The sequence below is a fragment of the Streptomyces sp. MMCC 100 genome, from assembly GCF_041538145.2.
Taxonomy (GTDB): domain Bacteria; phylum Actinomycetota; class Actinomycetes; order Streptomycetales; family Streptomycetaceae; genus Streptomyces.
Genome location: NZ_JBGORK020000001.1, coordinates 2,942,597 through 2,967,288 on the forward strand (window position 1 = coordinate 2,942,597; position 24,692 = coordinate 2,967,288).

The window sequence follows — 24,692 nt, forward strand, 5'->3', positions numbered from 1 at the left end:
CGTCCTCTCGCGCCGGTCAGGCGGCGATGGCCTCGTCCGCGTGGCCGTGCAGCCGGGCGACGACCTCGGTCAGCTGCGCGGCGACCTCGGCGTCGTCCGCCGGGTGGGTCTCGGCGAAGCGGGTCACCGAGCCGGGGATGGCCAGCTTGATGTCCTCGATCACCTTGCCGCCGGCGATGCCCACGGCCTTGCGGGCCTCGTCCTGCGCCCACACGCCGCCGTACTGGCCGAAGGCGGTGCCGACCACGGCGACGGGCTTGCCGGTGAAGGCGCCGGCGCCGTAGGGGCGGGAGAGCCAGTCGATGGCGTTCTTCAGGACGGCCGGGATGGTGCCGTTGTACTCGGGCGAGAAGAGCAGGAAGGCCTGCGCGCCCTGGGCGGCCTCGCGCAGCTTCGCGGCGGCGGCCGGGACGCTGCCCTCGACGTCGATGTCCTCGTTGTAGAAGGGGATCTCGGCGAGCCCTTCGAACAGCTGCACCTCGGCGCCCTCCGGCGCGAACTTGGCGGCCGCCTCGGCGAGCTGGCGGTTGTGCGAACCGGCGCGAAGGCTGCCGACGAGCGCAAGGATGCGGACAGACATGAGTACTCCCAGTGCTGGAACAGGTGCTGAAGGTGCTGAAGGTGCTGCATCGCTGCAGGTGATGCGGGTGCCGAAGGGCGGCACGCAACATCGGCGCAACGATCCGGACCGAGGTCCGTTTAATTTCTAACATCTCAAACGGACCGCGGTCCAGTTCTCTTCCCGATGCTCTACGCTGGCTCCATGTCCGCCGCCCTGCCGCCCTTCCCGACGCCCCCGGACGCCGTCGGTCCGTCCGAACTGCTGCAACTCGGCACCGGGACCGAGGAGGACGAGCCCTGCCTGCGGGCCGACGCGGCACGCAACCGGGCCCGGCTGCTGGAGGCCGCCGAGCGCCTGGTCGCCGAGCACGGCGCGGCCGCCCTCACCATGGAGGCGGTGGCCGCCGCGGCCTGCGTGGGCAAGGGCACCGTCTTCCGCCGCTTCGGCGACCGCGCCGGGCTGCTTGCGGCACTCCTCGACCACTCGGAGCGCAAGTTCCAGGCCTCGCTCCTGAGCGGCCCCCCGCCCCTGGGCCCCGGCGCACCGCCGGTCGAGCGGCTGCGGGCCTTCGGCTGCGCGCTGCTGCGCCGCTTCATCGACGAACTCGACCTGCAACTGGCCGCCGAGCCGAACGCGGAACGCCGCCACACCGCCCCGCCGCGCCGCTTCCTGCGCGGCCATGTCGCCCTGCTGCTGCGCGAGGCGGCGCCGGACGGCGACAGCGAACTCCTGTCCCACACGCTGATGGCGTACCTCGACGCCGCGCTGATCCACCACCTCACCGAACAGTGCGGGCTGCCCGCCGAGCGGCTGCGCGCGGGCTGGCTGGACCTGGTCGCGCGGGTCACCCGCACCGAACCCCCGGCCCCAGGGACCGAGTCCCCGGCCACCGCGCCGACGGCCTGAACTCCGCCCGGGGCGGACGACGTTGCCCCGCCCGCCGCCCCGCGGCCGGGCTTCTGCCAGGATGCCGTACGTCATGGCGCAGATACCGAATCAGCCGGCCTCCGAGCCCCCCGCACCGCGCTCCGCCCCCACGAGCGCCGATGTGGCCCGCCTGGCCGGCGTCTCGCGCGCGACCGTCTCCTACGTCCTCAACAACGCCGACGCCGTACGGATCAGCGAACCCACCCGCCGCCGCGTCCGCGAGGCCGCCCGGGAGCTCGGCTACGTCCCCCACGCCGCGGCCCGCTCACTGCGCGCCGGGCACAGCCGCATGGTCCTGATGCCGGCGCCGTCCTTCCCCGCCGGCCCGCTCTACAGCCGCTTTCTCACCGAACTCCAGTGGGCCCTGGGCCGCCTCGACTACACCGTCGTGCAGTACGGCACCGTCGGCGTGCACGGCGACGAGGCCGCCCGTGCCTGGGCCGAGCTGCGCCCGGTCGCCGTCCTCGCCCCCGGCTTTGACCTCGGCCCGCAGGGTGTGGAGATCCTCAAACGCTCCGGCGCCCGGGCGGTCCTCACCCTCGGCCCCGAGGCCGTCGACGGAGCGCACGCCCTGCTCACGGACCAGGAGGGCGTCGGCCGCAGCGCGACCCGCCACTTGTACGACCGCGGACGCCGCAGCATCGGCGTCGTCGTGCCCGCGGAACGCGGCCTGGACGTCTTCTCGGCACCGCGCCTCGCGGGTGCCCGCCACGCGGTCGGCGGCACCGACGCCACCGTCACCGAACTGCCCCTCGCCTACGACGAACGGGACGCCGCCCGCCTCGCGGCACGCTGGCGCCCCCTGGGGCTGGACGCGGTGTTCGCGTACAACGACGAGTACGCGATGCTGCTGATGCGGGCCCTTCAGGACGAGGGCCTCGGCATCCCCGGCGACGCCGCCGTGATCGGCGCCGACGACCTGATGCTGGGCCGGCTGCTGCGACCCCGGCTGAGCACCGTCCACCTGGAGCTCCCCGCCGGCCGCGACCTGGCCGCACTCGTCGACCGGGCGGTGCACGACCCCGGCGCCGCGCCCGAGCGCCACAAGGTGCTGAGCGCGACGGTGGTGCACCGGGAGTCGAGCTGACCGGCGGCCGAACCGCCCGTTACTGGCCTTCCTGGCCGTTCTGACCGGCCTGCGCCTGCTGCTCGGCGACCGCCTTGCGGACCTCGTCCATGTCCAGCTTGCGGGCCTGGCCGATCACGTCGGTAAGGGCCTCCTCCGGCAGCGCGCCCGGCTGCGCGAACACGGCCACCTGGTCCCGCACGATCATCAGCGTCGGAATCGACTGGATGCCGAAGGCCTGCGCCAGCTCCGGCTGCGCCTCGGTGTCCACCTTGCCGAACACCAGATCGGGATTGGCCTCGGCGGCCTTCTCGTACACCGGGGCGAACTGACGGCACGGACCGCACCACGACGCCCAGAAATCGATCAGCACGAACTCGTTGTCCGTGACCGTCTGGTCGAAGTTCTCCTTGGTGAGTTCCACGGTGCTGGTCATGAGGTGATCCCTCTTCCTGGTTTCGGGGGAGAAGCCGTCGGCACAACAGTGCCGACCTGGTGGGTATTCCGCGCACGTACCCATGTGGCCACGTCGCACACCACCCACCAGACTGACCCCATGACGCAATCGGATTCCCTCACGTACGACGTCGTCGTGATCGGTGCGGGCCCCGTCGGGGAGAACGTCGCCGACCGCACCCGCGCGGCCGGGCTGTCCACCGCCATCGTGGAGAGCGAACTGGTCGGCGGCGAATGCTCCTACTGGGCGTGCATGCCCAGCAAGGCCCTGCTGCGCCCGGTCATCGCCCACGCGGACGCCCGCCGCCTGCCGGGCCTCGCCCGGTCGGTCCGGGACCCGCTCGACGCGCAGGCCGTCCTCGCCCGCCGCGACGAGTTCACCTCGCACTGGAAGGACGACGGCCAGGTCCAGTGGGTCGAGGGCATCGGTGCCGACCTGTACCGCGGGCAGGGCCGGCTCGCCGGACCGCGCACGGTGGAGGTGGCCGGTCCCGACGGCACCCGCCGGACCCTGACCGCCCGCCACGCCGTCGCCGTCTGCACCGGCAGCGCCGCCGCCCTGCCCCCGCTGCCCGGACTCGCCGAGGTGCGCCCCTGGACCAGCCGCGAGGCCACCAGCGCCGAGAGCGCGCCCGGCCGCCTCATCGTCGTCGGCGGCGGAGTGGTCGCCGCCGAGATGGCCACCGCCTGGCAGGCCCTCGGCTCCCGGGTGACGATGCTGGTGCGCGGCGACGGCGGCCTGCTCGCCCGCATGGAGCCGTTCGCCGGGGAACTGGTCGCCGAAGCGCTCACCGAGGCCGGCGCGGACATCCGCACCGGCGTCTCCGTCGAGTCCGTCACCCGCGAGAACGGCAGCGTCGTCGCCGTCACCGACACGGGCGACCGCCTCGAGGCCGACGAGATCCTCTTCGCCACCGGCCGGACGCCCCGCACCGGAGACATCGGCCTGGAGACCGTCGGGCTGGAGCCGGGCTCGTGGCTGCCGGTCGACGACAGCCTCCGGGTGGAGGGCCACGACTGGCTCTACGCCGTCGGCGACGTCAACCACCGTGCCCTCCTCACCCACCAGGGCAAGTACCAGGCACGCATCGCCGGCGCCGCCATCGCCGCCCGCGCCTCCGGGGTGCCGATCCTGGAGTCCGACCCGTGGGGCGCGCACGCCGCGACCGCCGACCACGACGCCGTGCCCCAGGTGGTCTTCACCGACCCCGAGGCCGCGTCCGTCGGCCTGACCCTGGCCGAGGCCGAGCAGGCGGGCCACCGCGTGCGCGCCGTCGACCTCCCCATCGCGGTGGCGGGCTCGAGCCTGTACGGCGACGGGTACAAGGGCCGCGCTCGCATGGTGGTCGACCTGGAGGACGAGATCGTGCGGGGCGTCACCTTCGTCGGCCCCGGCGTCGGCGAGTTGATCCACTCCGCGACCGTCGCCGTCGCCGGCCGGGTGCCGATCAGCCGCCTGTGGCACGCGGTCCCGTCGTACCCGACGATCAGCGAGGTGTGGCTGCGGCTCCTGGAGACCTACCGGGACAACTGACGGGGCCTGTCGCTGTCGCGTGAGCGTGGGCCCGGCGGCCGGTCAGACCGCCGGGCCGGGCAGCTCGAACCCCAGCGCCGACGCCGCCCGCTCCGGCGTCGGCTGGGACCACAGGTCCGCCATCGCCGCGTTCGAGGACAACGAGCGCGGCTCGGCCCGGTCCAGGTACAGCGTGCCGTCGAGATGGTCCGTCTCGTGCTGCACGATCCGGGCCGGCCAGCCCGCGAACACCTCGTCCACCGCCCGCCCGTGCTCGTCCCGCGCCCGCAGCCGCACCTCGGCATGGCGCGCCACCACCGCCTGCCAGCCCGGCACGCTCAGACAGCCCTCGAAGAACGCGGCCCGCCCGGCGCCGACGGGCTCGTACGACGGGTTCACCAGCACCCGGAACGGCTGCGGCACCCGCCGCCGCGCCACCCGCACCTCGTCCGGCACCGGCGCCGGGTCCTCGATCACCGCGATCCTGAGCCCCACCCCGACCTGCGGTGCCGCCAGGCCCACCCCGGGCGCCGCGTGCATGGTCAGGCGCAGCGCCCCGACGAACCGCGCGAGCAGCGCGGGCCCCAACTGCCCGTCGTACGGCTCGGCCGCCCGCCGCAGCACCGGGTCCCCGGCCGCGACGACGGGCAACGGGCCGCCGACGGCGAGCAGTTCCTCGACCCGCTCGGCAAGCGGGGCACGTTCACGCGGAGTTCCCATCGCGCCAGGATGCCATGGAGCGACGGGCCCGCCGCCGGGGACCGCGCAGGCACGGGCACGAGGGCGCCGTCCTCGCTCAGAGTTCGGCGAAGTCGCCCGCGAGGGCGGAGGCGATCCGCAGCTGGGCGTCGGCCTCCTCCTGCCGCCCCTGCCGTTCGAGGGTGCGGCCCAGCATCAGCCGGGCGTACTGCTCGACGGGATCGCGCTCGACGACGATCCGCAGCTCCGCCTCCGCCCGCCGCAGCTGGGCCGAGTGGTAGTAGGAGCGCGCCAGCAGCAGCCGCGGTCCGGTCTGCTCGGGCACCTCCGCGACCAGTCCGTCCAGGACGCGTGCCGCGGCGGCGTAGTCCTTGGCGTCGAAGAACATCCGCGCGCGCTCCCAGCGCTCCGCCGGCGTTCCGTGGTCGTAGTACGTCGTGTCCACTCGAAACCTCCTTCGACCTCCTGCAACCACGCCACACGGTTGAACATTCCACTACCGGGGGCTGCCGTCGCCCGCCACGGTGACGCCCCGGGCACCGCCCCACGCGGAGAGCCGGCCGGGGGCTACGTTGGGCGGCATGAGCAACCTTGACCGGGACGCGGTTCCCAGCCTGTGCGGCGGCCGCGGCTTCGTGGTGACGGAGCCCGTGCGTGAACTCCTCAGCCCTCGCAACGTCAAGCTCGGCGAGTCGACCGAGGTCCGCCGACTGCTGCCCAACCTGGGCCGGCGCATGGTCGGCGCCTGGTGTTTCGTCGACCACTACGGCCCCGACGACATCGCCGACGAGCCCGGCATGCAGGTGCCGCCGCATCCGCACATGGGCCTGCAGACGGTGAGCTGGCTGCACGAGGGCGAGGTACTGCACCGCGACTCCACGGGCAGCCTGCAGACCATCCGCCCGCGCCAGCTGGGCCTGATGACCTCAGGCCGCGCCATCAGCCACTCGGAGGAGAGCCCGCGTCCGCACGCCCGCCTCCTGCACGGCGCGCAACTGTGGGTGGCCCTCCCGGACACCCACCGCCACACCGACCCGCACTTCGAGTTCCACGCCGAGCTGCCCCGGGTCACGGCCCCGGGTCTGGCGGCCACCGTACTGCTCGGCACCCTCGACACCGCCACCTCGCCCGGCACGACGTACACCCCCCTCGTCGGCGCCGACCTCGCCCTCACCGGCGGCACGGACGTACGCCTGCCGCTGGAACGGGACTTCGAGTACGCCGTACTGGCCATGAGCGGCGAGGCCCACGTCGACGGCGTGCCCCTGGTGCCGGGCTCGATGCTCTACCTCGGCTGCGGCCGCGACGAACTCCCGCTGCGGGCCGACTCGGACGCGGGCCTGATGCTCCTGGGCGGCGAGCCGTTCGAGGAGGAGCTGATCATGTTCTGGAACTGGATCGGACGGTCGCAGGAGGAGATCGTACAGGCCCGCCGGGACTGGATGGAAGGGACACGGTTCGGTGAGGTCAAGGGGTATGACGGCGTCCCGCTGCCTGCCCCTGCGCTGCCGACGGTGCCACTGAAGCCGCGCGGAAGGGAACGCTGACCTGCGAGAATGGCTGATGAGCTGGTGCCGGCCAGTCGGCCGGCCGTCCTCCGTCGTCACTCATGGGTGCCTTGCGGGCGAGGGGCGGCAGGGCGTGCTGTTAGCTCGATGCGCTGCGCCATGCCTGTCGAGGGTGTGGCCATCTGTGGGTGGCTGTGGCAGGACACTTGCTAACCCTTTGCTCACTCTACTGACGCGTCATCATGTTCCGGTGGCCTTCGTGGCTGACCTCTGGGCGCGGTGGCGTCGTCAGCGTGGCTGGATGACCACCGGGTGGATAGCGAGCCTGTGGGCGACGGGCACACGCTCTGCCGCACGGACTCGCTGCTTGGCCCATCGTATTGTGGGGGTTCTACAAGCGGCGTCAATGGCTGTGACGGTGAGGCTTGTGGTGCTGCCTTCTTGGAGGAGAGCCGTATCGGAGCGCTCGTAGCAGGCTTCTCGGCGGCTGGTCGTACCGCGTACATGAGCCTCTGAGAGGGATCAGTGAATCACGGCCCTGTCGTGGCCTGGGGAGCCGGGTCCAGAATGGAGCGGATCCGGCGCAGTCCTTCGTGGTTGACGGAGAACCAGGCCCAAGTACCGCGCCGTTCGCGGTCCAGGAGCCCTGCCTCAGTCATGATCTTCAAATGGTGACTGACTGTGGACTGCCGCAGCCCCAGGCTGTCGGCCAGATCGCACACGCAGGCCTCGCCATCGGGGGCCCGTTCCAGGAGTCGGAACAATTGCAGGCGGGTGGGGTCGGCGATGGATCTCAGTATCGTGGACAGCTGTTCGGCTTCTGATCGCTCCAGGGGCTGGCAGTTCAGCCCGGGCCCGCATGAGCCGCCTTCGAAGAACCCGTCATCCGACATCTGCAGATCTATGACAGTCACCCGTCAACCATAGACGCAGTGTGATCACCTTGACACGATCGAATATGGCCGGACTGCGAGTTCACCTGATGTTGGGCGGATGCTAGGGCAGGCCCCTCCGTTTCGGTCCTTGGTGGCTATGGCCTTGTGGCAGCCGTAGTTGGTGCCGTGTACCAGGCGATGAGCGCAGCGGCGGACGAGGTCAACGCGAGAACGGCGAACAGGTGAGGGTAGCCGCCGAGAGGGGCGGCCAGGGCGGTGCCGGCAAACGGAGCGAGTGCGGAGGCGGTCGTCGTGGGGGCGGCGAGGATGCCGGAGAGGCGGCCGTAGCGATTGGCGCCCCATCGGTCTGTGATGGCGGTGGCCTGCAGCAGGGTCAGGTTGCCGCGGACGGTGCCGGCGATTACGGCCAGCGCCGCAAGCACCCCGTAAGGGCCGGGAATGAGCGCGAAGGCCGCGGTGGTCAGTCCTCCCATGCCGATCAGCACTGCTGCGCGCAGAGCGGGGGAGCTGCGGCGGGCCAGTGAGGCGTAGAGGGTGCGGCCGAGGGTCTGGCCGGCTCCGCCCAGCCCCAGGGCCCAGGCGGCTTCGGCAGCGGTGTAGCCGCGGTCGAGCAGCAGGGGGACGAGGGTGATGACGACGGCGTACGCTGCGAACGCCGACAGGGTCAGAGCCGTTGCCAGAAGAAGGAAGGGACGGCTATGCGTGATGACGACTGTAGATGCGGTCTCACCTGTTGTGCTCGGGGATGGGGCGGGGGGCCATGGGCCGCGCAGGGCATAGGCGTGTAGGGGCACCGTCACTGTGGCCAGGACGAGAGCCAGAAGCAGGTAGGTGTGCCGCCAACTGAAGTGGTTGGCCAACTGGGCGGTGAGTGGTGCGAAGGCGGTCGATGCCAGGCCGCCGGCAAGAGTGACGATCGTCAGCGCACGTACGTGGTTGGGGGCCCACCAGCGGGTAAGCGCCGCGAACGCGGGTTGGTAGAAGGTGGAGGCCATGGCGAAACCGGCCAGTAGCCATCCGGCGGTGAACAGGGTCAGGTTGGGGGCGCTGGCGATGAAGACCAAGCTGACTGTGCCGACCACCGATCCGACGGTCATGACGGTGCGAGGGCCTCGGGCATCGAGGATACGGCCGATGCTGATGCCCGCAACAGCCGACATCAGCAGGGCAGCGGAGAACGCGGCCGTGGTTGCGGTGGCGCTCCAGCCGGTGGCCATGGTGATCTGTGGGTTGAGGACCGGAAAGGCGTAGTAGACGATGCCCCAGCTGGTGATCTGAGTCAGGCACAGGGCGGGGAGAGCCGCCCCCGGCCGCGCCGGCCGGTCGAGGGCGGTGGTCGCGGGGGAGGCGGGGGAGCGGTAGCTCATGCGCCGGTCAGCAACAACTGGTTGTGGTGGTCTGCGGCCCGGTCTGGACGGCATCGGTGGACGCGCAACAGGTGCTGCTGGGTTGCTTGGCCAGGGTGTCGGCGTCCGCCTTCACGACGTACACCTCCCACGCCTCCTGGCCGGGGCCGTGTACCCACACCTTGTCCTGCAGGGCGTAGCAGCAGGTGGTGTCGTTCTCTTCGCGGGTGCTCAGCCCGGCCTGGTTCAGCCGGGCGGTGGCTGTCGCAACGTCCTCGGTGGATGCCACCTCGACACCGAGGTGGTCCAGGCGGGTGTCCGCACCTCCTTCTCCCTCGATCAGAACCAGCTTGAGCGGCGGCTCGGTGACGGCGAAGTTCGCATAGCCATCACGTAGTTTGGCCGGTTCAGTGTCGAACAGCCTGCTGTAAAAGGCGATGGCTGACTGCAAATCGGGTACTCGCAGGGCGAGTTGTATCCGGGACATGGGGACATTGCTCCTGCCGGTTCAGTGGGGCGCTTTTCCCGTGGCCGCAACGGCTGCGGGTGGGGACGATCAGGCGTTGCTGCTGCTGCCGGGTGTCGTGGCAGGCCCGGGGGAGATGGTGGACAACTGGACCAACTGAGGAGCCGAGGGAGAGCAGCAGCCTTGCGTGTCGGGCTCGGCGGCGTAGTCCGTGTCGAAGAGTCCCGAGCCTCCGCAGACGCCGGTTTCCGGCAGGACCAGCTCGACGCGGTCGGCCGCTTCGGTTTCGCCCGCCAGGGCGGCCGCGATGGAGCGGACCTGCTCGTAGCCGGTCATCGCCAGGAACGTGGGAGCGCGTCCGTAGCTCTTCATACCGACCAGGTAGACACCGGAGTCCGGGTGGGACAGTTCTCGATGGCCGTGCGGGTAGACGGTGCCGCACGAGTGCTGGTTGGGGTCGATCAGTGGAGCGAGCTCGACCGGTGCCTGCAGGCGTTCGTCCAGGCGCAGGCGGACCTCGGAGAGGAAGGACAGGTCGGGGCGGAAGCCGGTCAGGACGATGACCTCGTCCACTGCCTGGAGCCGCCGACCGTCTTCCGCGACGAGGATCAGCCGGCCCTCGGCACCGCGTTCCACGGCCTCGGTGCGAAAGCCCGTGACCGCCTCTGCGTGGCCCTCGTCGACGGCGGCCTTGGCAGCCAGACCGAGGGCACCGCGCGCGGGCAGCTGGTCCGCTTCGCCGCCGCCGTAGGTGGAGCCCGAGAGGCCGCGGCGCAGTACCCACACCGTCTTTGTCGTCGCGCTGTTCTGGGACCGCGCGAGTTCGGCCAGTGAGGCGAGCGCGGTGAATGCCGAGGCGCCCGAGCCGATGACCGCGGTGCGCCTTCCCGCGTAGCGTGCGCGCACCGCCGGGTCCGTGAGATCGGGGACGCGGTAGGTGACATGCTCGGAGGCCATGTGCTCACCGAGGGCGGGCAGACCGCTGCTGCCGGCGGGGGAGGGCAGGGACCAGGTGCCGGAGGCATCGATCACTGCGGAGGCGGTGATCCTCTCTTCCCGGCCGTCCGCGTGCTTCACCTGGACGACGTAAGGCTGTGCGTCGCGGTCGGCGTCCACGACGCGGTCCCGGCCGGCCTTCGAGACGCCGGTGACTCGGGCTCCGTAGCGGACCCGGTCGCCGAGGGTGTCGGCAAGCGGCTGCAGATAGTGCTGCACCCAATCACCGCCGCTGGGGTAGGTGCTGCTGTCGGGCCTGCTCCACCCGGTGAGGGAGAGGAGCTTTTCGGCGGTGGGGTCCACGACCTCGCCCCATGTGGAGAACAGGCGGACGTGGGCCCACTCGCTGACGGCGCTGCCGGCGGTGGGGCCTGCTTCTAGTACGAGCGGAGGGAGCCCTTGTTCCAGCAGATGAGCTGCGGCAGCCAGCCCGATGGGTCCGGCGCCGATGACGACTACGGGTGTGGTGGGAACGGCGGGCGCATTCACGACGGCTCCTCGGCTTCGATGTTTGTCGATGCCGCCAGGATGCATCCGGAATCGACGTTCGTCAACATAGAAGTTCATCTAAGCTGTGCCCGTTCGGGCGCAGAGGGGTTCCGCATGCCGCTTGGCAAATGATTAGATGCCTGTCAACATAGAGGTATGTCGAATCTGGCTCTGGACTCCACCAACGTGAACGCCACCGCGTCCTGGTGCTGCCAGCCGCTGGGCAAGGAAGAGCTGTCCGCTGCGGACTCGGAAAAGATCGCCGTGATGTTCAAGGCGCTGTCCGATCCCGTCCGGCTGCGGCTGTTCTCGAAGATCGCCGCTCGGCCGGGTGGAGAGGCCTGTGTCTGTGACATTCAGGATGTCGGAGTCTCTCAGCCCACGGTCAGCCACCACCTGCGCAAGCTGCGAGAGGCCGGACTTCTCGAGTCGGAGCGCCGCGCCAGCTGGGTGTACTACCGGGTTGCGCCCGGCGTTCTGTCGGCCATGGCGGGACTGCTGTCGCAGACCACCTGAACCGGTCGGCTCCGCCCGTCCGCAGGTGCACGCTCGGACCGTATGCTGCGGTCCCCTGGGTGCCAGGACATGCCCACCGGTAACGGATCCCAGAAGGGACGCTGGGAGGGAGATGTCATGTGTCAGAAGGGGGCGGGCTCCGCTTGTGACGGGACGTGTCTGGAGCTGAGCGCGGCCGACATGGTCTGGTGGTCCGATGTCTTCAAGACCCTGGGAGACCCCGTTCGTCTGCAGTTGCTGATGAAGCTCGCGGAGCGGTCAGGAGGTGAAGCCGCGGTGCATGAACTGGCGGACGTCGGCGTGTCCGCTGCCACGGTCAGCCATCACTTGAAACGACTGCGCTGCATAGGTCTGATTGAGAGTCGACGTGAGGGTCGCCTCGTCTACTACAGGCTGGGTGCCGGTGTGCGCGCTGCGCTGATGCAGATCCTGCATCAGCGCAGCCAGGTGGGTACGTAGGCATCGTCGGTCGGGACCGACGCTCCGCCCCTACCGTTGCGGTCAGGCGCTGCAACGCCCCAAGACGCGGCTTGAGTCGAGGACTTGTGAGGGCGTCGGACCTGCACTCACATACTGACGATCAGGCCACGGCGGCAGCTGTTGATGCCGTCGCGGGTTGATCCAGGTGGACGGTCGTATCGCACAGGCGCTCCACCTGCGCCGGGTCGTGGGAGACCAGGAGGACGGCACGGCTTCCGCGCAGCGCCGAAATGGACTGTTCGACCTTGTCCCTGCTGCGTTCGTCAAGGGCGCTGGTGGGCTCGTCGAGCAGCAGTGCGGCCGGCTCCAGAGCAAGGGCCCGGGCAAGGCAGAGTCGTTGGCGCTGCCCCGCGGACAGGTTCTGCGCGGGTGAGTCGAGCCGGTCGGCTACTTCCTTCCACAGTCCGGCTTCCTCCAGCGCCTTCTCCGCGCGCTCGCGCAGGACTTCCTGGGAAGCCCGGAGGAGATGACGGAGCCCGAACAGGGCGTTGTCGAGGATGCTGCCCCCGAAGACGACGGGCGTCTGAGGAACAAGGACGATCTTCGCCCTCAGGTCGGCGTCTCCCTTGCCGGGTGCGATCGTGCGGTCCAGCGCCTGGAGTTCCCCGTCGCGGGTCAACCCGTTCGGGAGCAGTTCCACCAGGGCGCGCAGAACTGTGGATTTGCCGACCCCGGACGGTCCGCACAGGCCTGTGGTCGACCCGTGCTGGAGACTGAAGGAGACGGGGCCGACCAGAGTTTTGTCCTTGCTGCGTACGCGTAGCTGGCGCACGGTGATCACGTTGTCCATCGTTCCCCCTCGGAGCGGTTGCGCAGCGCGACCGCCGCGCTGAGAAGTACGGCTGTGATGATGACCAGCACCATGGCGCTTCCCCATGCCTGGGTGACGGCCTGTGGGTCGCCCGAGTCCTGGGAGAGCGTGAAGATGTGGGTCGGTAGTGCCTGCACCGGCGCTTCCACGATGCCGCTCGGCAGGGCGGGTGCGCCGAAGAAGACCGTCGCGGTGAAGATCAACGGGGCGGTCTCGCCGGCGGCGCGGGCCAGTCCGAGCAGCAGTCCGGTGATCGTCGCGGGCCAGGTGTACGGAACGACGACGGAGCGGACGAACTGTGCGCGCGTCAGGCCGAGGGACATGGCACTTTCCTTGAGTTCCGGGGGGATGCTCCTGACGCGGGCGGAGGTCGTCAGGGCTATCACCGGCACCACGACGGGAACGAGTACGATCGCGCCGGCCAGCCACGACCGGCCCCAGCCCATGGTGGTGGAGAGGATCACGAATCCGGCCAGGCCCAGCAGGATGGTCGGGGCCCCTCCGAGGACGACCGTGAAGGTCTGCAGCACTCGCGCGGTGCGCTCGGATGCGTGGACGCCGATCAGGATGCCCGCACCGAATCCGAGGGGCAGGGCCAGGATGCCGGTGGCGGTGATAAGGAGCACGGTGCCGACGATCTGGTCGCGGACGCCTCCCCCTGCCGCGCCCGTCGCTGATGAGAACCAGAAAGAGGGATTGAACGCTGAGCTCCCTCGCGTCACCAGCAGACCGAGCATGCCGAGGAGGAGTGCACTGGGCAGGAGCAGGGCGCCCATCCGCAGCGTCATGACCAGCCAGTCCCGCTGCAACCGCATCCGCGATGTCCCCCGGAAGCGCGGAGTGCGTTCCGCCGCGTCCTTGCGGGTGCGGCTTCGTGTGCCCCAGATGGTCGCGACGGCCACCAGCGCCAGGAGGATGAGACCGAGTGCGCAGAGCGCGGCGAAGTAGGGGCCAGAGGTCCCGGCAAGGACGGGCTCCGGACCGGCGAGTTTCGTCGTCAGAGTCTGGCCGGGGTGGGACAGCGAGTCGAGGAACCCCCCGAAACTGGTGGGCAGTCGTCCGTCCGCCCGGCCGACGACCAGGAAGACGGCGATGGCTTCGCCCAGCGCTCGGGCCAGTCCGAGCAGCACAGCCGCTCGCATGCCAGACCGGGCAAGCGGCAGTACTGCCGAGCGGACCACTTCCCGGCGGGTCAGGCCGAGGGAGTACGCGGATTCGCGGACGCGGTCCGGTACAGCGGCGAGGGCGTCGACGCTGACCGCCACGATCGTCGGAGTGATCATGACGGCGAGGACGATGCCGGCGGCAGCGAGACTGTCGCCACCCGGTACGTCGCCGATCTGCGCGATGACCGGGCGGACGACCATGATGCCGATGAGGCCGTAGACGATGGACGGTACGGCTGCGAGCAACTCCACGCACATGCGCAGCGGCCGGGACAGACGGGGCGGGAGGTACTCCGACAGTGCGACGGCCGCGGCCCAGCTGATCGGCACGGCGATGACCAGCGCGAGGGCAGACACCACGGCGGTTCCGTAGATCATTGCCAGGCCGCCGTACACGGAGCTCGTCGGGGCCCATGCCTTCTCGGTCAGCAGTTCAAGCCAGTCGACGCGCCCGCTGGCCAGTCCCGCGCCGAGGTATCCGATGACGGTCAGGAGCAGGGCCGCCACGGCGAAGGCCCCGCCGTACAGCCAACTCCAGATCCATGTGGAGGGGCGGGGGCGGCTGCCGATGTCGGGTGCGTCGGGAGGCCGAGTCAGGGTCTTGGTGGTCATCGACTACTTCCCGATTTCCTTGAGGGTCAGGTAGTCGTGCTTGGTCATCAAGGCCTGACCCTTGGCGGAGAGTACGTAGTCGATGAACTTCTTGGCGGTTCCCTCCGGCTTGCCGTTGGTGATCAAGTAGAGGGGACGGGACATGGGGTACTTGCCCGTGGCGATGTTCTCGGGGGACGCCTCTATGCCGTCGAGCGTGACCGCGGCCAGGCGGTCGCGTCCCTCGACGAAGCTGGTGGACAGCGGCGCCACGGCCCCAGGCGTGGACTCCAGCTTGTTGCGGGTCTCCAGATTGCCGCCGACGATGGCGAAGTTGCCGGACTCCGGCGGCGGCGGGGCCTTCTCGTCCCCGTAGATGTACTTGTCGAGGACCTCTCGCGTGCCTCGCCCCGGTTCCTTGTCGTAGACGAAGACGTCGAGATCCGGGCCGCCGACTTCGGACCAGTTCTTGATCTTGCCCTCGAACAGGTCACGCACCTGGTCGGCGGTGAGGTTCTTGACTCCGGCGTCGGCGACCTGCTTGGTAACGATGATGCCGACGGCGTCGGCGCCGATCTGTGTGGAGACGAAGTCGGTGTTGGGGTTGGCGGCCTTGTCCTCGTCGGACAGGGGCTTCGAGCTCAGGGCGACGGTGATCTGCCCGGAGGCGAGCTGCGAGATGCCACCGGCCGAGCCGCCCTGGGTGGCGACGGTGATGTCGAGTCCGTCAGCCTTGAGTGCTTCGGCCGCGTCGGCGGCGACCGGAGCCACGGTGGTGGATCCGCTGACCTGCAGGGCGCCACTCTTTCCGGCTCCGCCGTCGGCGCAACCGGCCAGGGATACGACCGCCAGTGCCGAAGTTGCGAGGCATGCGAGGCGGCGCTTCTTGCTGAACATTTCTGAGGCCCTTCCTTTGCGCGTGACCGTGGTACCTGGGGTGTAGGGGGACGGGGCGCGATGCGACGCCCTCTGGACGGTCACCGGTGTGACAGACGAGGAAGGACTGGGCTGGTAGGCGGACTGTCCCCGTCGGTCATGCCAACGGCAGACGGACGGGTGTCCCGAGTGCTGGATGGGGCATGGTCGAACGCTGAATGCGTGCAGACGTGCATGTCAGATCCTTCGGGGTTGGCGGTGCCCTGAAAGAGAACGCGAGGAATCTTCCGTGGGAGGGTTGCTCGCGCAGGCTGCGGGGGGATCTGGTGGCGCGGCCCTCGCTAAGTGGTGGCGGTGAGCCAGACGGTTTCGGACGCGGCCAGGTGAAGGTGAAGACCGTCGGCTGCTTCGCTGGTGTGCATGGAGCCGCTGAGGAAGTGCCAGGTGCAGTCGGTGTGTTCGGGCAGCAGGGCGCGGAGATTGACGCGACTCTCGGTCGTGGACGGGTTGTGCAGGCCCAGCACCACTAGCGAGCGGTCGGCGGGCTCGTGCAGTACTCCCTCGACGCCGTCGGCCTCCAGCTCGCGGACGAGAGCATCACCGGCGAAGGCGGCTGCGATGTGAGGCAGTGCCAGGCAATCGGACAGAGCGGGTGTCCGATGCCACAGGGCGTGGTCGGGTGTGGGGGTGAGTGGACTCACAGCAGGGGCCTTCCTGTCATGGCGGGTCCGGGTTTGTGTCCCAGCAGGTGCAGGATGGTGGGGGCTACGTCGGCCAGCGTGGCCGTTCTCGACAGCGTGGGTGCAGGCGTGTCGGTCCGGTTGGGGACGATCACCAGCGGGACCGGGTTCGTCGTGTGGCCGCCGTAGGGCCGTACGCTGCCGTCCGGAGCCTGCTTGGTCATGCGTTCGGCGTTGCCGTGGTCTCCCACGGCCACTACCCATCGGCCGCTGTTCCGGGCCGCTTGCAAGATCTGGTCCACGGCGGCGTCGGTCGCCTCGCAGGCTGTGACGGTGGCGGCGAGGTTGCCCGTGTGCCCGACCACGTCGATGTTGGCCAGGTTGGCGATTACCAGGTCGACGTCGACGCGGCCGGCCGCCTCGGCCACCGCCTCCGTGACACGGTCGAGGTTCATCAGGGGACGGGCGACGTAGTCGGCCTTGCCCTCACCCCTGATCCGCACATGCTCCTCGCTCTCGCGTACGGTCGCGTCCCGGCCGTTGATGTAGTACGTGACGTGTTCGAACTTTTCGGTCTCCGCGATGCGGACACTGCGCAGCCCGGCTTCCTGGAGCTCATCGGCCAGACCGCCGGAGGCGTCCGCGCGGTTCACGAGGGCGGGTATCGCGGTGTGGGTGTCGTACTGGGCCAGGCTCACCGTGTTCACCGTGCGGCCGGTGGCTGCGAGGTGCTCATGGAGCCTGTCCGCGAACTGCTGGATACGGTCGCTGCGGAAGTTGAACCACAGCACCGCGTCCCCGTCGGTGACCCTCGCGTCACCCGCTTCCGTGAGCACGGAGGCGGGGACCCACTCGTCGCCGCGTTCGCTTGAGTGGACCGCCGAGTGGGCGCTGTCGGCCGGGGAGCCGCGCCCGTCGGCGACCAGGGCGACCGCATGCTCGGTCAGGTCGAGATTGCCGGCCTTGTCCATCGCGTAGCCGCGGCCGATGACTGTGGCGATCTGCCCAGTTCCGGCTGCGGCGGCCAACTCGGCCACCCGTGTCAGATACGCCTCGCCCGTGTGGTCGGCGACATCCCGGCCGTCGGTGATCGCATGGATGAAGACGCGCTCCACCTGGTGCGTGGCTGCGGCGGCCAGCAGCTCGCTCAGGTGCTCGACGTGGGCGTGGATCTGCCCGTCCGAACACAGACCGATCAGATGCAGCGTGCCTGAGGCGCTGGCGACCTCGTTCAGCACGGTGTCCAGCCGCGGATGGCTGCGCAGGGTGCCGCTGTCGATGGCCTGTTGGACCAGGAGGCTGTCGTAGGGGAGGGGCCTTCCGGCTCCGATGACCATGTGGCCGATCTCGGAGTTGCCGACCGTACCGGGGAGCAGCCCGACCGCTTCGCCGGAAGCTTCGGCCAGCGTGCTCGGGTGCTGGGCCACGAGTTCGTCCAGCACCGGGGTGCGGGCGAGGCTCAGGGCGTTGTCGTCGGCTGCGTCGGCGGAGCCCCAGCCGTCGAGGACCAGGAGAATTCCCGGGCCGGCGAGCACCGGGTCGGGTGTACTCACTTGGTGCTCTCCAGGTCCGGGTGCAGGGTGTCGAGGGTCTGCCAGAAGGCGGGGAAGGACTTGGCGACGCATCCCGGGTCCTTGATGACCACGCCCTCGGTGCGCAGACCGGCGATGGCGAAGGTCATGGCGATGCGGTGGTCGTCGTAGGTGTCGATGACCGCGCCGTGCGGTGTGCCGCCGGTGATGTACATCGCGTCGGCGTGTTCCTCGACGTCGATGCCCATCTTGCGCAGCTCGGTGGTGACGGCGGCGATGCGGTCGCACTCCTTGACGCGCAGGGAGGCGATGTTGGTGATGCGGGTGGTGCCCTCGGCGTACGCGGCGGCGATGGCCAGGGAGGGCACGACGTCGGGCATGGCCTCCATGTCGATGTCGATGCCGCGCAGGGGACTGCCGGTGACCGTGATCGAGTCGTCGCCGACCTCGGTGCGACAGCCCATCCGCTCCAGGGCCTGGACGAGGTGGACGTCTCCCTGGTGGGAGCCGGCGCCGATGCCCGGGATGACGACACGCGACTGGAGGACGGCGGCGGCCGCCAGGAAATAGGACATGCCGGAGGCGTCCGGCTCGACGGTGACCTGCCCGCCGCGGGCCTGCTGACCGGACGGGACGGTGAAGCGCCGGTAGCCGTCCCGGTCGACGCTCACGCCCATCTCCGCCAGCGCGGCGAGCGTCATCTCCACGTAGGGCTTGGAGACCAGGTCGTCGCTGATGGTGATCTCGGTGTCGGTCTGGGCGCGCAGCGCGTTGATGATCAGGCTGGAGGTGAACTGGCTGGACACGGCTCCGCTGATGGAGGTGGAGCCGCCCTTGAAGGAGCCGCCGACGACGCGGATGGGCGGGCTGCCGTTGCCGCGTACCGCGGTGGCGTCCACACCGAGTGCCGGCAATGCCTTGAGCAGGTCGCTCATGGGGCGCTCCTGCATGCGGGAGTTGCCGGTGATGATCGTCGTGCCGTCGGCGTGACCGGCCATGGAGATCAGGAACCGTAGGGGCGTGCCCGCGCCGCCGACGAAGATGTCCTCGCTCGGGGCGCGCATTGGCTTGCCCGTGGGGGTGACGCGTATGCGGGCGGTGGCGTGGTCGATGTCGCAGGTGACGTGGCCGAAGGATTCGATGGCGCGGGAGAAGTAGACGGTGTCGTCGGACAACAGGGCGTTGTCGATGACCGTTTCCTGCCCGGACAGCGAGGCGATGGCGAGGTATCGGTTGGTGTAGCTCTTGGAGCCCAGGACGCGGACGGTCTCGTCGAAAGCGGTGAGGGTTCGGATCGTGAGGGTCTCGGCCTTGAGCCGTGGGTCGGGCGTTGCGGACATGCGTTACCTCCTGCGGTGGGGACGGGTGAGGTGATGTCTGTACTCGGTGATGAGTTCAGGCTTTGACGACCCGGCACGCGAAGCACTTGAAGGCCTGTTGGCCGGACAGGTTGTCGTAGAAGCGGTCGTCGGGCAGGGTGTTGGCCGCCTCGTAGTGGGGGTCGTCGAAGAGGTCACCCTGCTTTTGGGCCGGCCCGAAGGTGTTGGGGACGAACACGGTGTCCGCTCTGATCCCCTCCCAGAGGAGTGCGGTACCGGTGACCGATCCGCGAGGGCTCTCGACGGTCACCTCGTCGCCGTCGGCGATGCCGGAACGGCGTGCCGTGTCGGGGTGGATCTGGATGAAGCGGATGCCGTTGAGCTGCTTGCCGGTGGGTGTCCAGTGGGTCACCTCGGCGAAGTGGACGACGCTGGGCCTCCCCGTCATGCCCATGAGCGGGAAGTCCCGGTGCACCGCGTCGCTTCCGGGGACGCCCAGGCGTACGGGATGGGTGACTGCCTGAGGGTTGATGGGGTTGGTGACGAACTTGCGGCCGTAGGACAGGGTGGGGTTCCTGCCGGTGACCTCGGGGTGTGTGTAGAAGATCGGCAGGGCGCTGTGCCCGGTGACGGACAGCTTCTTCTCCAGGGCCGGTGTCGAGATCTCGACCTTGCCGCTGGGGGTGAGGAACCTCTTCCCGCGGTTGGCGGGGTCGAGTGACTCTGCCGCCTGGTACCAGCTGGAGTGGTCCAGGTAGAGGGTGCTCACGCCGGGGTGGTCCTCGGTGGGGCATGGCCAGCGCAGCGGCTCGGTACGCTGTCGCATCCTTGCGCGGGTCATTCCGCCCACGCCGGGGGTGTGGGTGACGAAGTCGTCCCACAGTTCCCGGTAGTTCATCCACCGCTTGGGGAACGCTGTACGCCACTCGGCGGCCGGCCGACGGCTGTCGAGTTCGGCCAGCGCGTGTGCGAGCCCGACCCAGATCTCCCAGTCCGGCCGGGACTCGCCCACCCGCTCGACCGCCTGGTCCTGCCAGCGAATGGCCCGGTCGTCGCGGCGCATGTAGACGCCCTCCATCTCCAGACCACTGCAGACCGGCAGGATGATGTCGGCGTAGTACGCGGCCTCTTCCATGAACAGACCGGTGTAGACGTAGAAGTCGAGGTGCTCGAACGCCTTCTTGACCTTGGTCGTGTTGGCCGAGGACACCAGCGGATTGCCCTGGGTCACCACCGCGCGCAGTCGGTAGGGATTGTCCGTGAGGATGGACTCGGCGAAGTAGTCCGGGCCGACCGGCAGCGCCTCGCGCCGCTCGGGCACGTTGGCGTCCAGGGGCGGCAGGTGCAGGTCGCCGGGCCACGTGTTGTGCATGAAGTTGCAGCCGCCGCCCGGCTGCCCGATGTTGCCTGTCACCGCAGCCAGGAATGTGGCCACCCGATAGGTGTCGAAGGCCCCGAGCTGGTGAGAGATGCCCGCGTTGCAGAAGATCGCCGCCGGTTTCGCCGTCGCGTACTCCACCGCCATCTTGGTGATGACGTCAGCCTTGACTCCGGTTACCCTTGCCGCCCACACGGGGGTGAATCGGTGCTTCGCGAGATGCTCGCGCAGCTCGTCAAAACCTGCTACCCATCGTTTGACGAACGTCTTGTCGTACAGCTTCTCCTGCACGATGTGGTGGAGCATGGCGAGCAGGAGCGCGAGGTCTGTGTGCGGCTTCGGCGCCACCCAGCGGTCGGCCGCGGCTCCGGTGGGCGTCAGGCGCGGGTCCACGACCGTCAGGGTCGCGTTGTTCTCCTTGCGGCCGCGCAGGAGGTAGTCGAAGGTGACCGGGTGGGTCTCGGCCTGGTTGGTGCCCAGGAACAGGTAGTGGCGCGCCGAGCCGAGGTCGTCCTTGCCGGTCGCGCCGTCGGTCCCGTACCCGTTGGTGAAATTGCCGAGTCCGAAGGTCATCGCAAGGGCGTTGCCGCCGGCGTCGTTGCAGACCGGGCCGACGTCCGTGTTGTTGGGGCTGCCCAGCATCGCGAACATGCGGGCCACGAGAGATCCGGTGCCTCGGGGCATCCGGCCGGTGGTGCGGTTGGCGATGGTGTGGGCCTGACCGGCGTCCCGCAGCGCCAGGAACTTCCTGGCGATGGTGTTCAGGGCCTCCTCCCAGCTCACCGCCTCGAACTTGGAGTGCGGGGAGCCCTTCGCACCGGAGACGCGGCGAAGTGGACGGGTCAGCCGCTCGGTGTTGTAGACGAGCTGCGGCATCAGCTCGGCTTTGACACACACCTGTCCCTGCTGGACCGGGTCACCGTCCTCACCTCGCACGGCCAGTACACGGCCTGCTTTGAGGTCGACGTTGAGCCGGCAGTTGGAATTGCAGAACTGGCAGGCGGTGGCGACTGTCTTGTCAGGGGTCAAGGCGGCGGACTGGTCGGTGAAATCCGCGCCGGACCGGCCGCCCGTACCGGAAGGTTCTCCCGGGGAGCCTGCGGCATCGGCCGCGTGTGCAGAGACCACCGGAAGCAGGACGGGCGTTCCAAGGCCTGCACCGCCGACGACGCTCCCGCGGACGAAACCGCGCCGGGACAGGCCGTGCTGATCGTGCTTCATGAAGACGTGGGGATCCTTCCGCCTGGTGTGGGGTACGAGGCGGGCATGGCGGTGCCCGGGCCGTGCGGGTACGCCGCACGGCCTTGTCTGATGCGGATGTGCCGTGGTGATCAGGGTGTGGGCATCGGCAGGGCGCCGGCGTCGGCCTTCGCCCGTACGGCGGCCAGAAACGCCTTGAGGATCTTGTGTTCGCTGCCCGGGGCCGACGAGAGCTCGGGCTGGAAGAGGCTGCCCAGGAAGAAGGGGTGCCCGGTGATCTCCAGGGCCCGGGGCGCGCCGTCGCCGTCCCAGGCGCTCAGCTTCAGTGAGCCCTGGTTGGCCGCGTTCATGAAGGTGTCGGTCAGCCCGTAGTCGCAGTGGAAGATCTCCTCGACCTCGGTCGTGCCGTAGATGCCGGCGAGCCGGGAGTTCTCCTTGACAGTCAATGGAGCCTTCTCTCCGCGGAAGGAGCACTTCAGCGGCGTGACGAGAGGCATCAGCTTCTCGGGGTCCTCGTCGACGCCCTCTGCCTCCGGGAGGTGGAGCACGTTCTGGGCGTGTTCGATCAGGGCGCTGAAGAATCCGCCGCAGGTGCCCAGGAAGGGCAGCCCGTTCTCACGGGCGTGGCGCACGGCGACGTGCACGCCCTTCTGGTTGAAGTACGGGGCTCCCGGCACGACCCATATGCCGTCGAAGCCGTCGACAACCGAGGCGTCGTGTATGTCGGTGGTCGGTATCCATTCGGTGGTCAGGTCCCATTGCTCACGCATCGCGTCGATCCTGGGGTGGGACGGCTCGTCGTGATTGCCGCGGTCTCCCACCAGGGCAAGGCGTGGCTGTGCAGAGACTGACATCGTTTTCCCTTCAACGGTTCAGGAGGGCGAATCCGTCTCGCCTGTGACGGTTCCAGCCCAAGTGGCGCGGCAGAACGCGTGCCGTGCGTTCCGCTGCGCGGGTGTGGTCGTGCCTGGGGTGATGTCAGGACCGTGCCGCCACGCACGGGTCCCGTGAGGAAGGAAAGGTGGGGAACTACCGCCGTGTGGACGGCTGGGCTGTGAGTTGTTGCCTACTGGATGTGCGCATGTCTGCCAGCCCCCTGGTGTGCCCCGTGTGGGAGCCCTCTGCAGGCCCCCCGTGCTGCTTCTCGCTCAATTTATCGATGGCGGTCAAAGTATTCGAGGGTTTCCGGGTCGGCCTGGAAACGATCACGCCATCTCTGTCGTTCGACGGGACTGCCGCTGCGCCGGCTGTCAGCGGCGGTAAGGAGGCGCTCTGACCAGCCGTGTCGGTGGCACTCCGGTGCCTGTGGATCGGAGGGGGTGGGGGAGCCCCGCTCGACGGTGATTCGTCACCGTGAGTACTGCCGTGCACGCCAGTGCGGTGAACGGAACCTCGCATGCCGGATCGCGGGAGGCACTGTGAGTTGGCCGGATCCAGCGTACAAACCCGGCCGTTATTAACAGTGATGGCTGTTGATAGCGATGGATGCTGTTTAGTTTGGGCTTGGCTGATGGCCGGCCTGCTCGTCATTCCCCCGTGCGACGGCCGGCCACAGCCGCTCCCCGGGACTCCAACCTGTTGCGTTTGAGGAGAAGCAAGTGAACAGCTCCGCCGGCCATCCGCGCCGATGGCAGATCCTGAACATCCTGTGCCTGAGTCTCGTGTTGATCGGCCTGGACACCCTGATCCTGAACCTGGCGCTGCCCAGTATCCAGAAGGACCTGGATGCCACGAGCAGCCAACTCCAGTGGATGGTGGACTCCTACGCACTGGCATTCGGCGGACTGCTGCTCATGGCCGGCGGCTTGTCGGACCGGTTCGGCCGCAAGAGGCTTCTCTCCGTCGGTCTGGGGGCCTTCGCCCTGACCAGTCTGGGCGCCGCGTTCGCCTCCAATGCCGAGATGCTGATCACTTTTCGGGCCCTCATGGGCATCTCGGCGGCGCTGATGATGCCCGCCACCCTTGCCATCATCAAGGATGTCTTCCCGCGCGAGGAGCAGGGCAAGGCGATCGGCATCTGGTCGGGCGCCGCTGCGGTCGGCGTGCCGCTGGGCCCGCTCGTCAGTGGTTTGCTGCTCGAACACTTCTGGTGGGGCTCGATGTTCCTCATCAACGTTCCCCTGGCGGCCATCGCCCTGATCGGCGGAGCCAAGCTCATCCCCGAGTCCAAGGCCGAAGGCCACCCCGGACTGGACCTCGTCGGCGCCCTCCTCTCGGTGGCGGGGCTGGTCGCAATCGTCTACGGCCTGGTCGAAGCCCCGCACAACGGCTGGAGCGACATCATCACCCTCGGCTCGCTGTTCCTCGGCGTGGTGCTGATGGTCGCCTTCGTTCTGTGGGAGCGGAAGACGGCCCATCCGATGCTCGACGTCGGCCTGTTCCTGAACGCTCGCTACGGCGGGGGCGCGCTGGCCATCGCCTGCACCTCCTTCGGCCTCTACAGCGGCCTGTACCTGCTCACCCAGTACCTGCAGTCGGTGCTCGAACTCGACCCCCTGGGCGCGGGCCTGCGCATGCTCGCCATCGGCACGATGATGGTCGGCGCGCCGCTGTCCGCCAAGCTGGTGGAGCGCACGGGGCTGAAGACGACGGTGGTGGTCGGCCTGCTGCTGTGTGCTGCGGGACTCGGTGTCCTGGCCGGGCTCAGCGTCGACGACGAGACGCAGGCACTGATCGGCCTGGCCGTGTTCGGCCTGGGCATGGGTATCGCGCTGCCCGCCGCCGTGGATGCCATCCTGGTGGTCTCCGCCGCCCGTCAGGCGGGCGCCGGGTCGGCCGTCGCCGATGTCGGCATGCAGGTGGGCGGGGCGCTTGGCATCGCGATCAGCGGCAGCGTGATCGCTACGCTGTACCGTGACGACCTGCCGCAGGCGGCTCAGCTGCCTGGTGAGGCCGGAGAAGCGGTCCACGAATCCCTGGCGGGCGCTTCCGCGGTGGCCCAGCAGCTCGGCGGCGACACGGGCCGGCGCGTGCTGGACGCGGCGCAGGAGTCCTTCGTGGGCGGGTTCACCGGCACGCTGCTGATCGCCGTGGGTGTCGCGGCGGTCGGTGCCCTGGCCGCCGCGTTCATTCTGCCCCGAGCCCGAGTTGCCGACGAGGACGGCACAGCGCAGTCCGAAGCCGCCGCCCCCAGTGACAGCGCCGACGCCGCCGCTACGTCCTGAAGACCGGGGAGCGGACAGTGCGTAGGATCGACTCCGCAGCCCGGCCCGCGGGTGA

At 69.4% G+C, this 24,692-nt stretch carries 23 protein-coding genes; 7 read left to right on the forward strand and 16 right to left on the reverse strand.

All coding sequences use genetic code 11. The annotated features are described in order from the left end of the window. Nucleotides 1–16: 16 nt before the first annotated feature. Nucleotides 17–580 (reverse strand): NAD(P)H-dependent oxidoreductase, encoded by a 564-nt coding sequence (locus ABS735_RS13530; protein ID WP_373905812.1) that lies wholly within the window; start codon nucleotides 578–580, stop codon nucleotides 17–19. A 183-nt stretch (nucleotides 581–763) separates the two neighbouring features. Here ABS735_RS13530 and ABS735_RS13535 point away from each other — a divergent pair, with 183 nt between their 5' ends. Both ABS735_RS13535 and ABS735_RS13540 read left to right on the forward strand, forming a co-directional pair. Further along, nucleotides 764–1,468: a TetR/AcrR family transcriptional regulator gene (locus ABS735_RS13535; RefSeq protein ID WP_373905811.1), complete on the forward strand. Its 705-nt coding sequence runs from the start codon at nucleotides 764–766 to the stop codon at nucleotides 1,466–1,468. A 73-nt stretch (nucleotides 1,469–1,541) separates the two neighbouring features. Beyond that, nucleotides 1,542–2,576 carry a LacI family DNA-binding transcriptional regulator gene (locus ABS735_RS13540; RefSeq protein ID WP_373905810.1) on the forward strand — a complete coding sequence of 345 codons (1,035 nt, stop codon included), beginning with the start codon at nucleotides 1,542–1,544 and terminating at the stop codon, nucleotides 2,574–2,576. Nucleotides 2,577–2,595: 19 nt separating this feature from the next. Here the strand turns inward: ABS735_RS13540 and trxA are convergent, their stop codons facing one another. Further along, entirely contained in the window at nucleotides 2,596–2,991 is a 396-nt protein-coding gene (gene trxA / locus ABS735_RS13545) for a thioredoxin (protein ID WP_373905809.1), read from the reverse strand. Nucleotides 2,992–3,111: 120 nt separating this feature from the next. Between trxA and ABS735_RS13550 the strand changes: the two genes are divergently transcribed. After that, nucleotides 3,112–4,545: a dihydrolipoyl dehydrogenase family protein gene (locus tag ABS735_RS13550; RefSeq protein WP_373905808.1), complete on the forward strand. Its 1,434-nt coding sequence runs from the start codon at nucleotides 3,112–3,114 to the stop codon at nucleotides 4,543–4,545. 42 nt (nucleotides 4,546–4,587) lie between these two features. Here the strand turns inward: ABS735_RS13550 and ABS735_RS13555 are convergent, their stop codons facing one another. Both ABS735_RS13555 and ABS735_RS13560 read right to left on the reverse strand, forming a co-directional pair. Further along, entirely contained in the window at nucleotides 4,588–5,244 is a 657-nt protein-coding gene (locus tag ABS735_RS13555) for a peptide deformylase (protein WP_373905807.1), read from the reverse strand. 76 nt (nucleotides 5,245–5,320) lie between these two features. Then, nucleotides 5,321–5,668 (reverse strand): tetratricopeptide repeat protein, encoded by a 348-nt coding sequence (locus ABS735_RS13560; protein ID WP_373905806.1) that lies wholly within the window; start codon nucleotides 5,666–5,668, stop codon nucleotides 5,321–5,323. A gap of 136 nt (nucleotides 5,669–5,804) precedes the next feature. On the opposite strand from ABS735_RS13560, the gene ABS735_RS13565 reads away from it, so the two are divergent. Continuing rightward, nucleotides 5,805–6,770 (forward strand): pirin family protein, encoded by a 966-nt coding sequence (locus ABS735_RS13565; protein WP_373905805.1) that lies wholly within the window; start codon nucleotides 5,805–5,807, stop codon nucleotides 6,768–6,770. 491 nt (nucleotides 6,771–7,261) lie between these two features. Here the strand turns inward: ABS735_RS13565 and ABS735_RS13570 are convergent, their stop codons facing one another. The 4 genes from ABS735_RS13570 to ABS735_RS13585 all read right to left on the reverse strand — a co-directional run bounded on the left by ABS735_RS13570 (nucleotide 7,262) and on the right by ABS735_RS13585 (nucleotide 10,924). Beyond that, complete coding sequence (locus ABS735_RS13570; RefSeq protein ID WP_042799867.1) at nucleotides 7,262–7,624, reverse strand: ArsR/SmtB family transcription factor; 363 nt, start codon at nucleotides 7,622–7,624, stop codon at nucleotides 7,262–7,264. A 137-nt stretch (nucleotides 7,625–7,761) separates the two neighbouring features. Continuing rightward, complete coding sequence (locus tag ABS735_RS13575; RefSeq protein WP_016325518.1) at nucleotides 7,762–8,994, reverse strand: MFS transporter; 1,233 nt, start codon at nucleotides 8,992–8,994, stop codon at nucleotides 7,762–7,764. A 7-nt stretch (nucleotides 8,995–9,001) separates the two neighbouring features. Beyond that, nucleotides 9,002–9,460: an ArsI/CadI family heavy metal resistance metalloenzyme gene (locus tag ABS735_RS13580; RefSeq protein ID WP_016325517.1), complete on the reverse strand. Its 459-nt coding sequence runs from the start codon at nucleotides 9,458–9,460 to the stop codon at nucleotides 9,002–9,004. A 69-nt stretch (nucleotides 9,461–9,529) separates the two neighbouring features. Then, the gene (locus ABS735_RS13585; RefSeq protein WP_373905804.1) at nucleotides 9,530–10,924 is read right to left on the reverse strand and encodes an NAD(P)-binding domain-containing protein; all 1,395 of its coding nucleotides are present in this window, start codon (nucleotides 10,922–10,924) and stop codon (nucleotides 9,530–9,532) included. A 156-nt stretch (nucleotides 10,925–11,080) separates the two neighbouring features. Between ABS735_RS13585 and ABS735_RS13590 the strand changes: the two genes are divergently transcribed. Both ABS735_RS13590 and ABS735_RS13595 read left to right on the forward strand, forming a co-directional pair. Then, nucleotides 11,081–11,440, forward strand: a complete 360-nt coding sequence (locus tag ABS735_RS13590; RefSeq protein ID WP_007445854.1) for an ArsR/SmtB family transcription factor — start codon at nucleotides 11,081–11,083, stop codon at nucleotides 11,438–11,440. Between the two features lie 117 nt (nucleotides 11,441–11,557). Further along, nucleotides 11,558–11,899, forward strand: a complete 342-nt coding sequence (locus ABS735_RS13595) for an ArsR/SmtB family transcription factor (RefSeq protein ID WP_042799413.1) — start codon at nucleotides 11,558–11,560, stop codon at nucleotides 11,897–11,899. Nucleotides 11,900–12,020: 121 nt separating this feature from the next. Here the strand turns inward: ABS735_RS13595 and ABS735_RS13600 are convergent, their stop codons facing one another. The 8 genes from ABS735_RS13600 to ABS735_RS13635 form a co-directional block, all read right to left on the reverse strand. Beyond that, nucleotides 12,021–12,710, reverse strand: coding sequence for an ATP-binding cassette domain-containing protein (locus tag ABS735_RS13600; protein WP_042799412.1), 690 nt, complete (start codon nucleotides 12,708–12,710; stop codon nucleotides 12,021–12,023). Beyond that, on the reverse strand, nucleotides 12,698–14,509 hold the full coding sequence (pstC, locus tag ABS735_RS13605; protein ID WP_016325513.1) for a phosphate ABC transporter permease subunit PstC: 1,812 nt from the start codon (nucleotides 14,507–14,509) through the stop codon (nucleotides 12,698–12,700). The genes ABS735_RS13600 and pstC overlap by 13 nt, the downstream gene beginning before the upstream one ends. 3 nt (nucleotides 14,510–14,512) lie before the next feature. Next, nucleotides 14,513–15,385 (reverse strand): phosphate ABC transporter substrate-binding protein, encoded by an 873-nt coding sequence (locus ABS735_RS13610; protein WP_016325512.1) that lies wholly within the window; start codon nucleotides 15,383–15,385, stop codon nucleotides 14,513–14,515. Nucleotides 15,386–15,705: 320 nt separating this feature from the next. Continuing rightward, complete coding sequence (locus ABS735_RS13615; protein ID WP_016325511.1) at nucleotides 15,706–16,065, reverse strand: hypothetical protein; 360 nt, start codon at nucleotides 16,063–16,065, stop codon at nucleotides 15,706–15,708. Next, nucleotides 16,062–17,597, reverse strand: a complete 1,536-nt coding sequence (gene gpmI, locus ABS735_RS13620; RefSeq protein WP_016325510.1) for a 2,3-bisphosphoglycerate-independent phosphoglycerate mutase — start codon at nucleotides 17,595–17,597, stop codon at nucleotides 16,062–16,064. Before gpmI ends, ABS735_RS13615 begins: the two co-directional genes overlap by 4 nt. Beyond that, nucleotides 17,594–18,916 carry a 3-phosphoshikimate 1-carboxyvinyltransferase gene (gene aroA / locus ABS735_RS13625; protein WP_016325509.1) on the reverse strand — a complete coding sequence of 441 codons (1,323 nt, stop codon included), beginning with the start codon at nucleotides 18,914–18,916 and terminating at the stop codon, nucleotides 17,594–17,596. Before aroA ends, gpmI begins: the two co-directional genes overlap by 4 nt. A 55-nt stretch (nucleotides 18,917–18,971) precedes the next feature. Continuing rightward, nucleotides 18,972–21,494: a molybdopterin-containing oxidoreductase family protein gene (locus ABS735_RS13630; protein WP_016325508.1), complete on the reverse strand. Its 2,523-nt coding sequence runs from the start codon at nucleotides 21,492–21,494 to the stop codon at nucleotides 18,972–18,974. A 110-nt stretch (nucleotides 21,495–21,604) separates the two neighbouring features. Further along, the gene (locus ABS735_RS13635) at nucleotides 21,605–22,327 is read right to left on the reverse strand and encodes a CTP synthase (protein ID WP_042799411.1); all 723 of its coding nucleotides are present in this window, start codon (nucleotides 22,325–22,327) and stop codon (nucleotides 21,605–21,607) included. 744 nt (nucleotides 22,328–23,071) lie between these two features. On the opposite strand from ABS735_RS13635, the gene ABS735_RS13640 reads away from it, so the two are divergent. Further along, nucleotides 23,072–24,637: an MFS transporter gene (locus ABS735_RS13640; protein WP_016325506.1), complete on the forward strand. Its 1,566-nt coding sequence runs from the start codon at nucleotides 23,072–23,074 to the stop codon at nucleotides 24,635–24,637. The last annotated feature ends 55 nt before the right edge of the window (nucleotides 24,638–24,692 follow it).

Coding starts and splice junctions, on each gene's coding strand:
- ABS735_RS13610 (WP_016325512.1), bottom strand. CDS start 15,385: ATGTTCAGCAAGAAGCGCCGCCTCGCATGCCTCGCAACTTCGGCACTG.
- ABS735_RS13530 (WP_373905812.1), bottom strand. CDS start 580: ATGTCTGTCCGCATCCTTGCGCTCGTCGGCAGCCTTCGCGCCGGTTCG.
- ABS735_RS13555 (WP_373905807.1), bottom strand. CDS start 5,244: ATGGGAACTCCGCGTGAACGTGCCCCGCTTGCCGAGCGGGTCGAGGAA.
- ABS735_RS13535 (WP_373905811.1), top strand. CDS start 764: ATGTCCGCCGCCCTGCCGCCCTTCCCGACGCCCCCGGACGCCGTCGGT.
- ABS735_RS13590 (WP_007445854.1), top strand. CDS start 11,081: ATGTCGAATCTGGCTCTGGACTCCACCAACGTGAACGCCACCGCGTCC.
- ABS735_RS13600 (WP_042799412.1), bottom strand. CDS start 12,710: ATGGACAACGTGATCACCGTGCGCCAGCTACGCGTACGCAGCAAGGAC.
- ABS735_RS13565 (WP_373905805.1), top strand. CDS start 5,805: ATGAGCAACCTTGACCGGGACGCGGTTCCCAGCCTGTGCGGCGGCCGC.
- ABS735_RS13570 (WP_042799867.1), bottom strand. CDS start 7,624: ATGTCGGATGACGGGTTCTTCGAAGGCGGCTCATGCGGGCCCGGGCTG.
- ABS735_RS13595 (WP_042799413.1), top strand. CDS start 11,558: ATGTGTCAGAAGGGGGCGGGCTCCGCTTGTGACGGGACGTGTCTGGAG.
- ABS735_RS13575 (WP_016325518.1), bottom strand. CDS start 8,994: ATGAGCTACCGCTCCCCCGCCTCCCCCGCGACCACCGCCCTCGACCGG.
- ABS735_RS13540 (WP_373905810.1), top strand. CDS start 1,542: ATGGCGCAGATACCGAATCAGCCGGCCTCCGAGCCCCCCGCACCGCGC.
- trxA (WP_373905809.1), bottom strand. CDS start 2,991: ATGACCAGCACCGTGGAACTCACCAAGGAGAACTTCGACCAGACGGTC.
- ABS735_RS13550 (WP_373905808.1), top strand. CDS start 3,112: ATGACGCAATCGGATTCCCTCACGTACGACGTCGTCGTGATCGGTGCG.
- pstC (WP_016325513.1), bottom strand. CDS start 14,509: ATGACCACCAAGACCCTGACTCGGCCTCCCGACGCACCCGACATCGGC.
- ABS735_RS13580 (WP_016325517.1), bottom strand. CDS start 9,460: ATGTCCCGGATACAACTCGCCCTGCGAGTACCCGATTTGCAGTCAGCC.
- aroA (WP_016325509.1), bottom strand. CDS start 18,916: ATGTCCGCAACGCCCGACCCACGGCTCAAGGCCGAGACCCTCACGATC.
- ABS735_RS13630 (WP_016325508.1), bottom strand. CDS start 21,494: ATGAAGCACGATCAGCACGGCCTGTCCCGGCGCGGTTTCGTCCGCGGG.
- ABS735_RS13635 (WP_042799411.1), bottom strand. CDS start 22,327: ATGTCAGTCTCTGCACAGCCACGCCTTGCCCTGGTGGGAGACCGCGGC.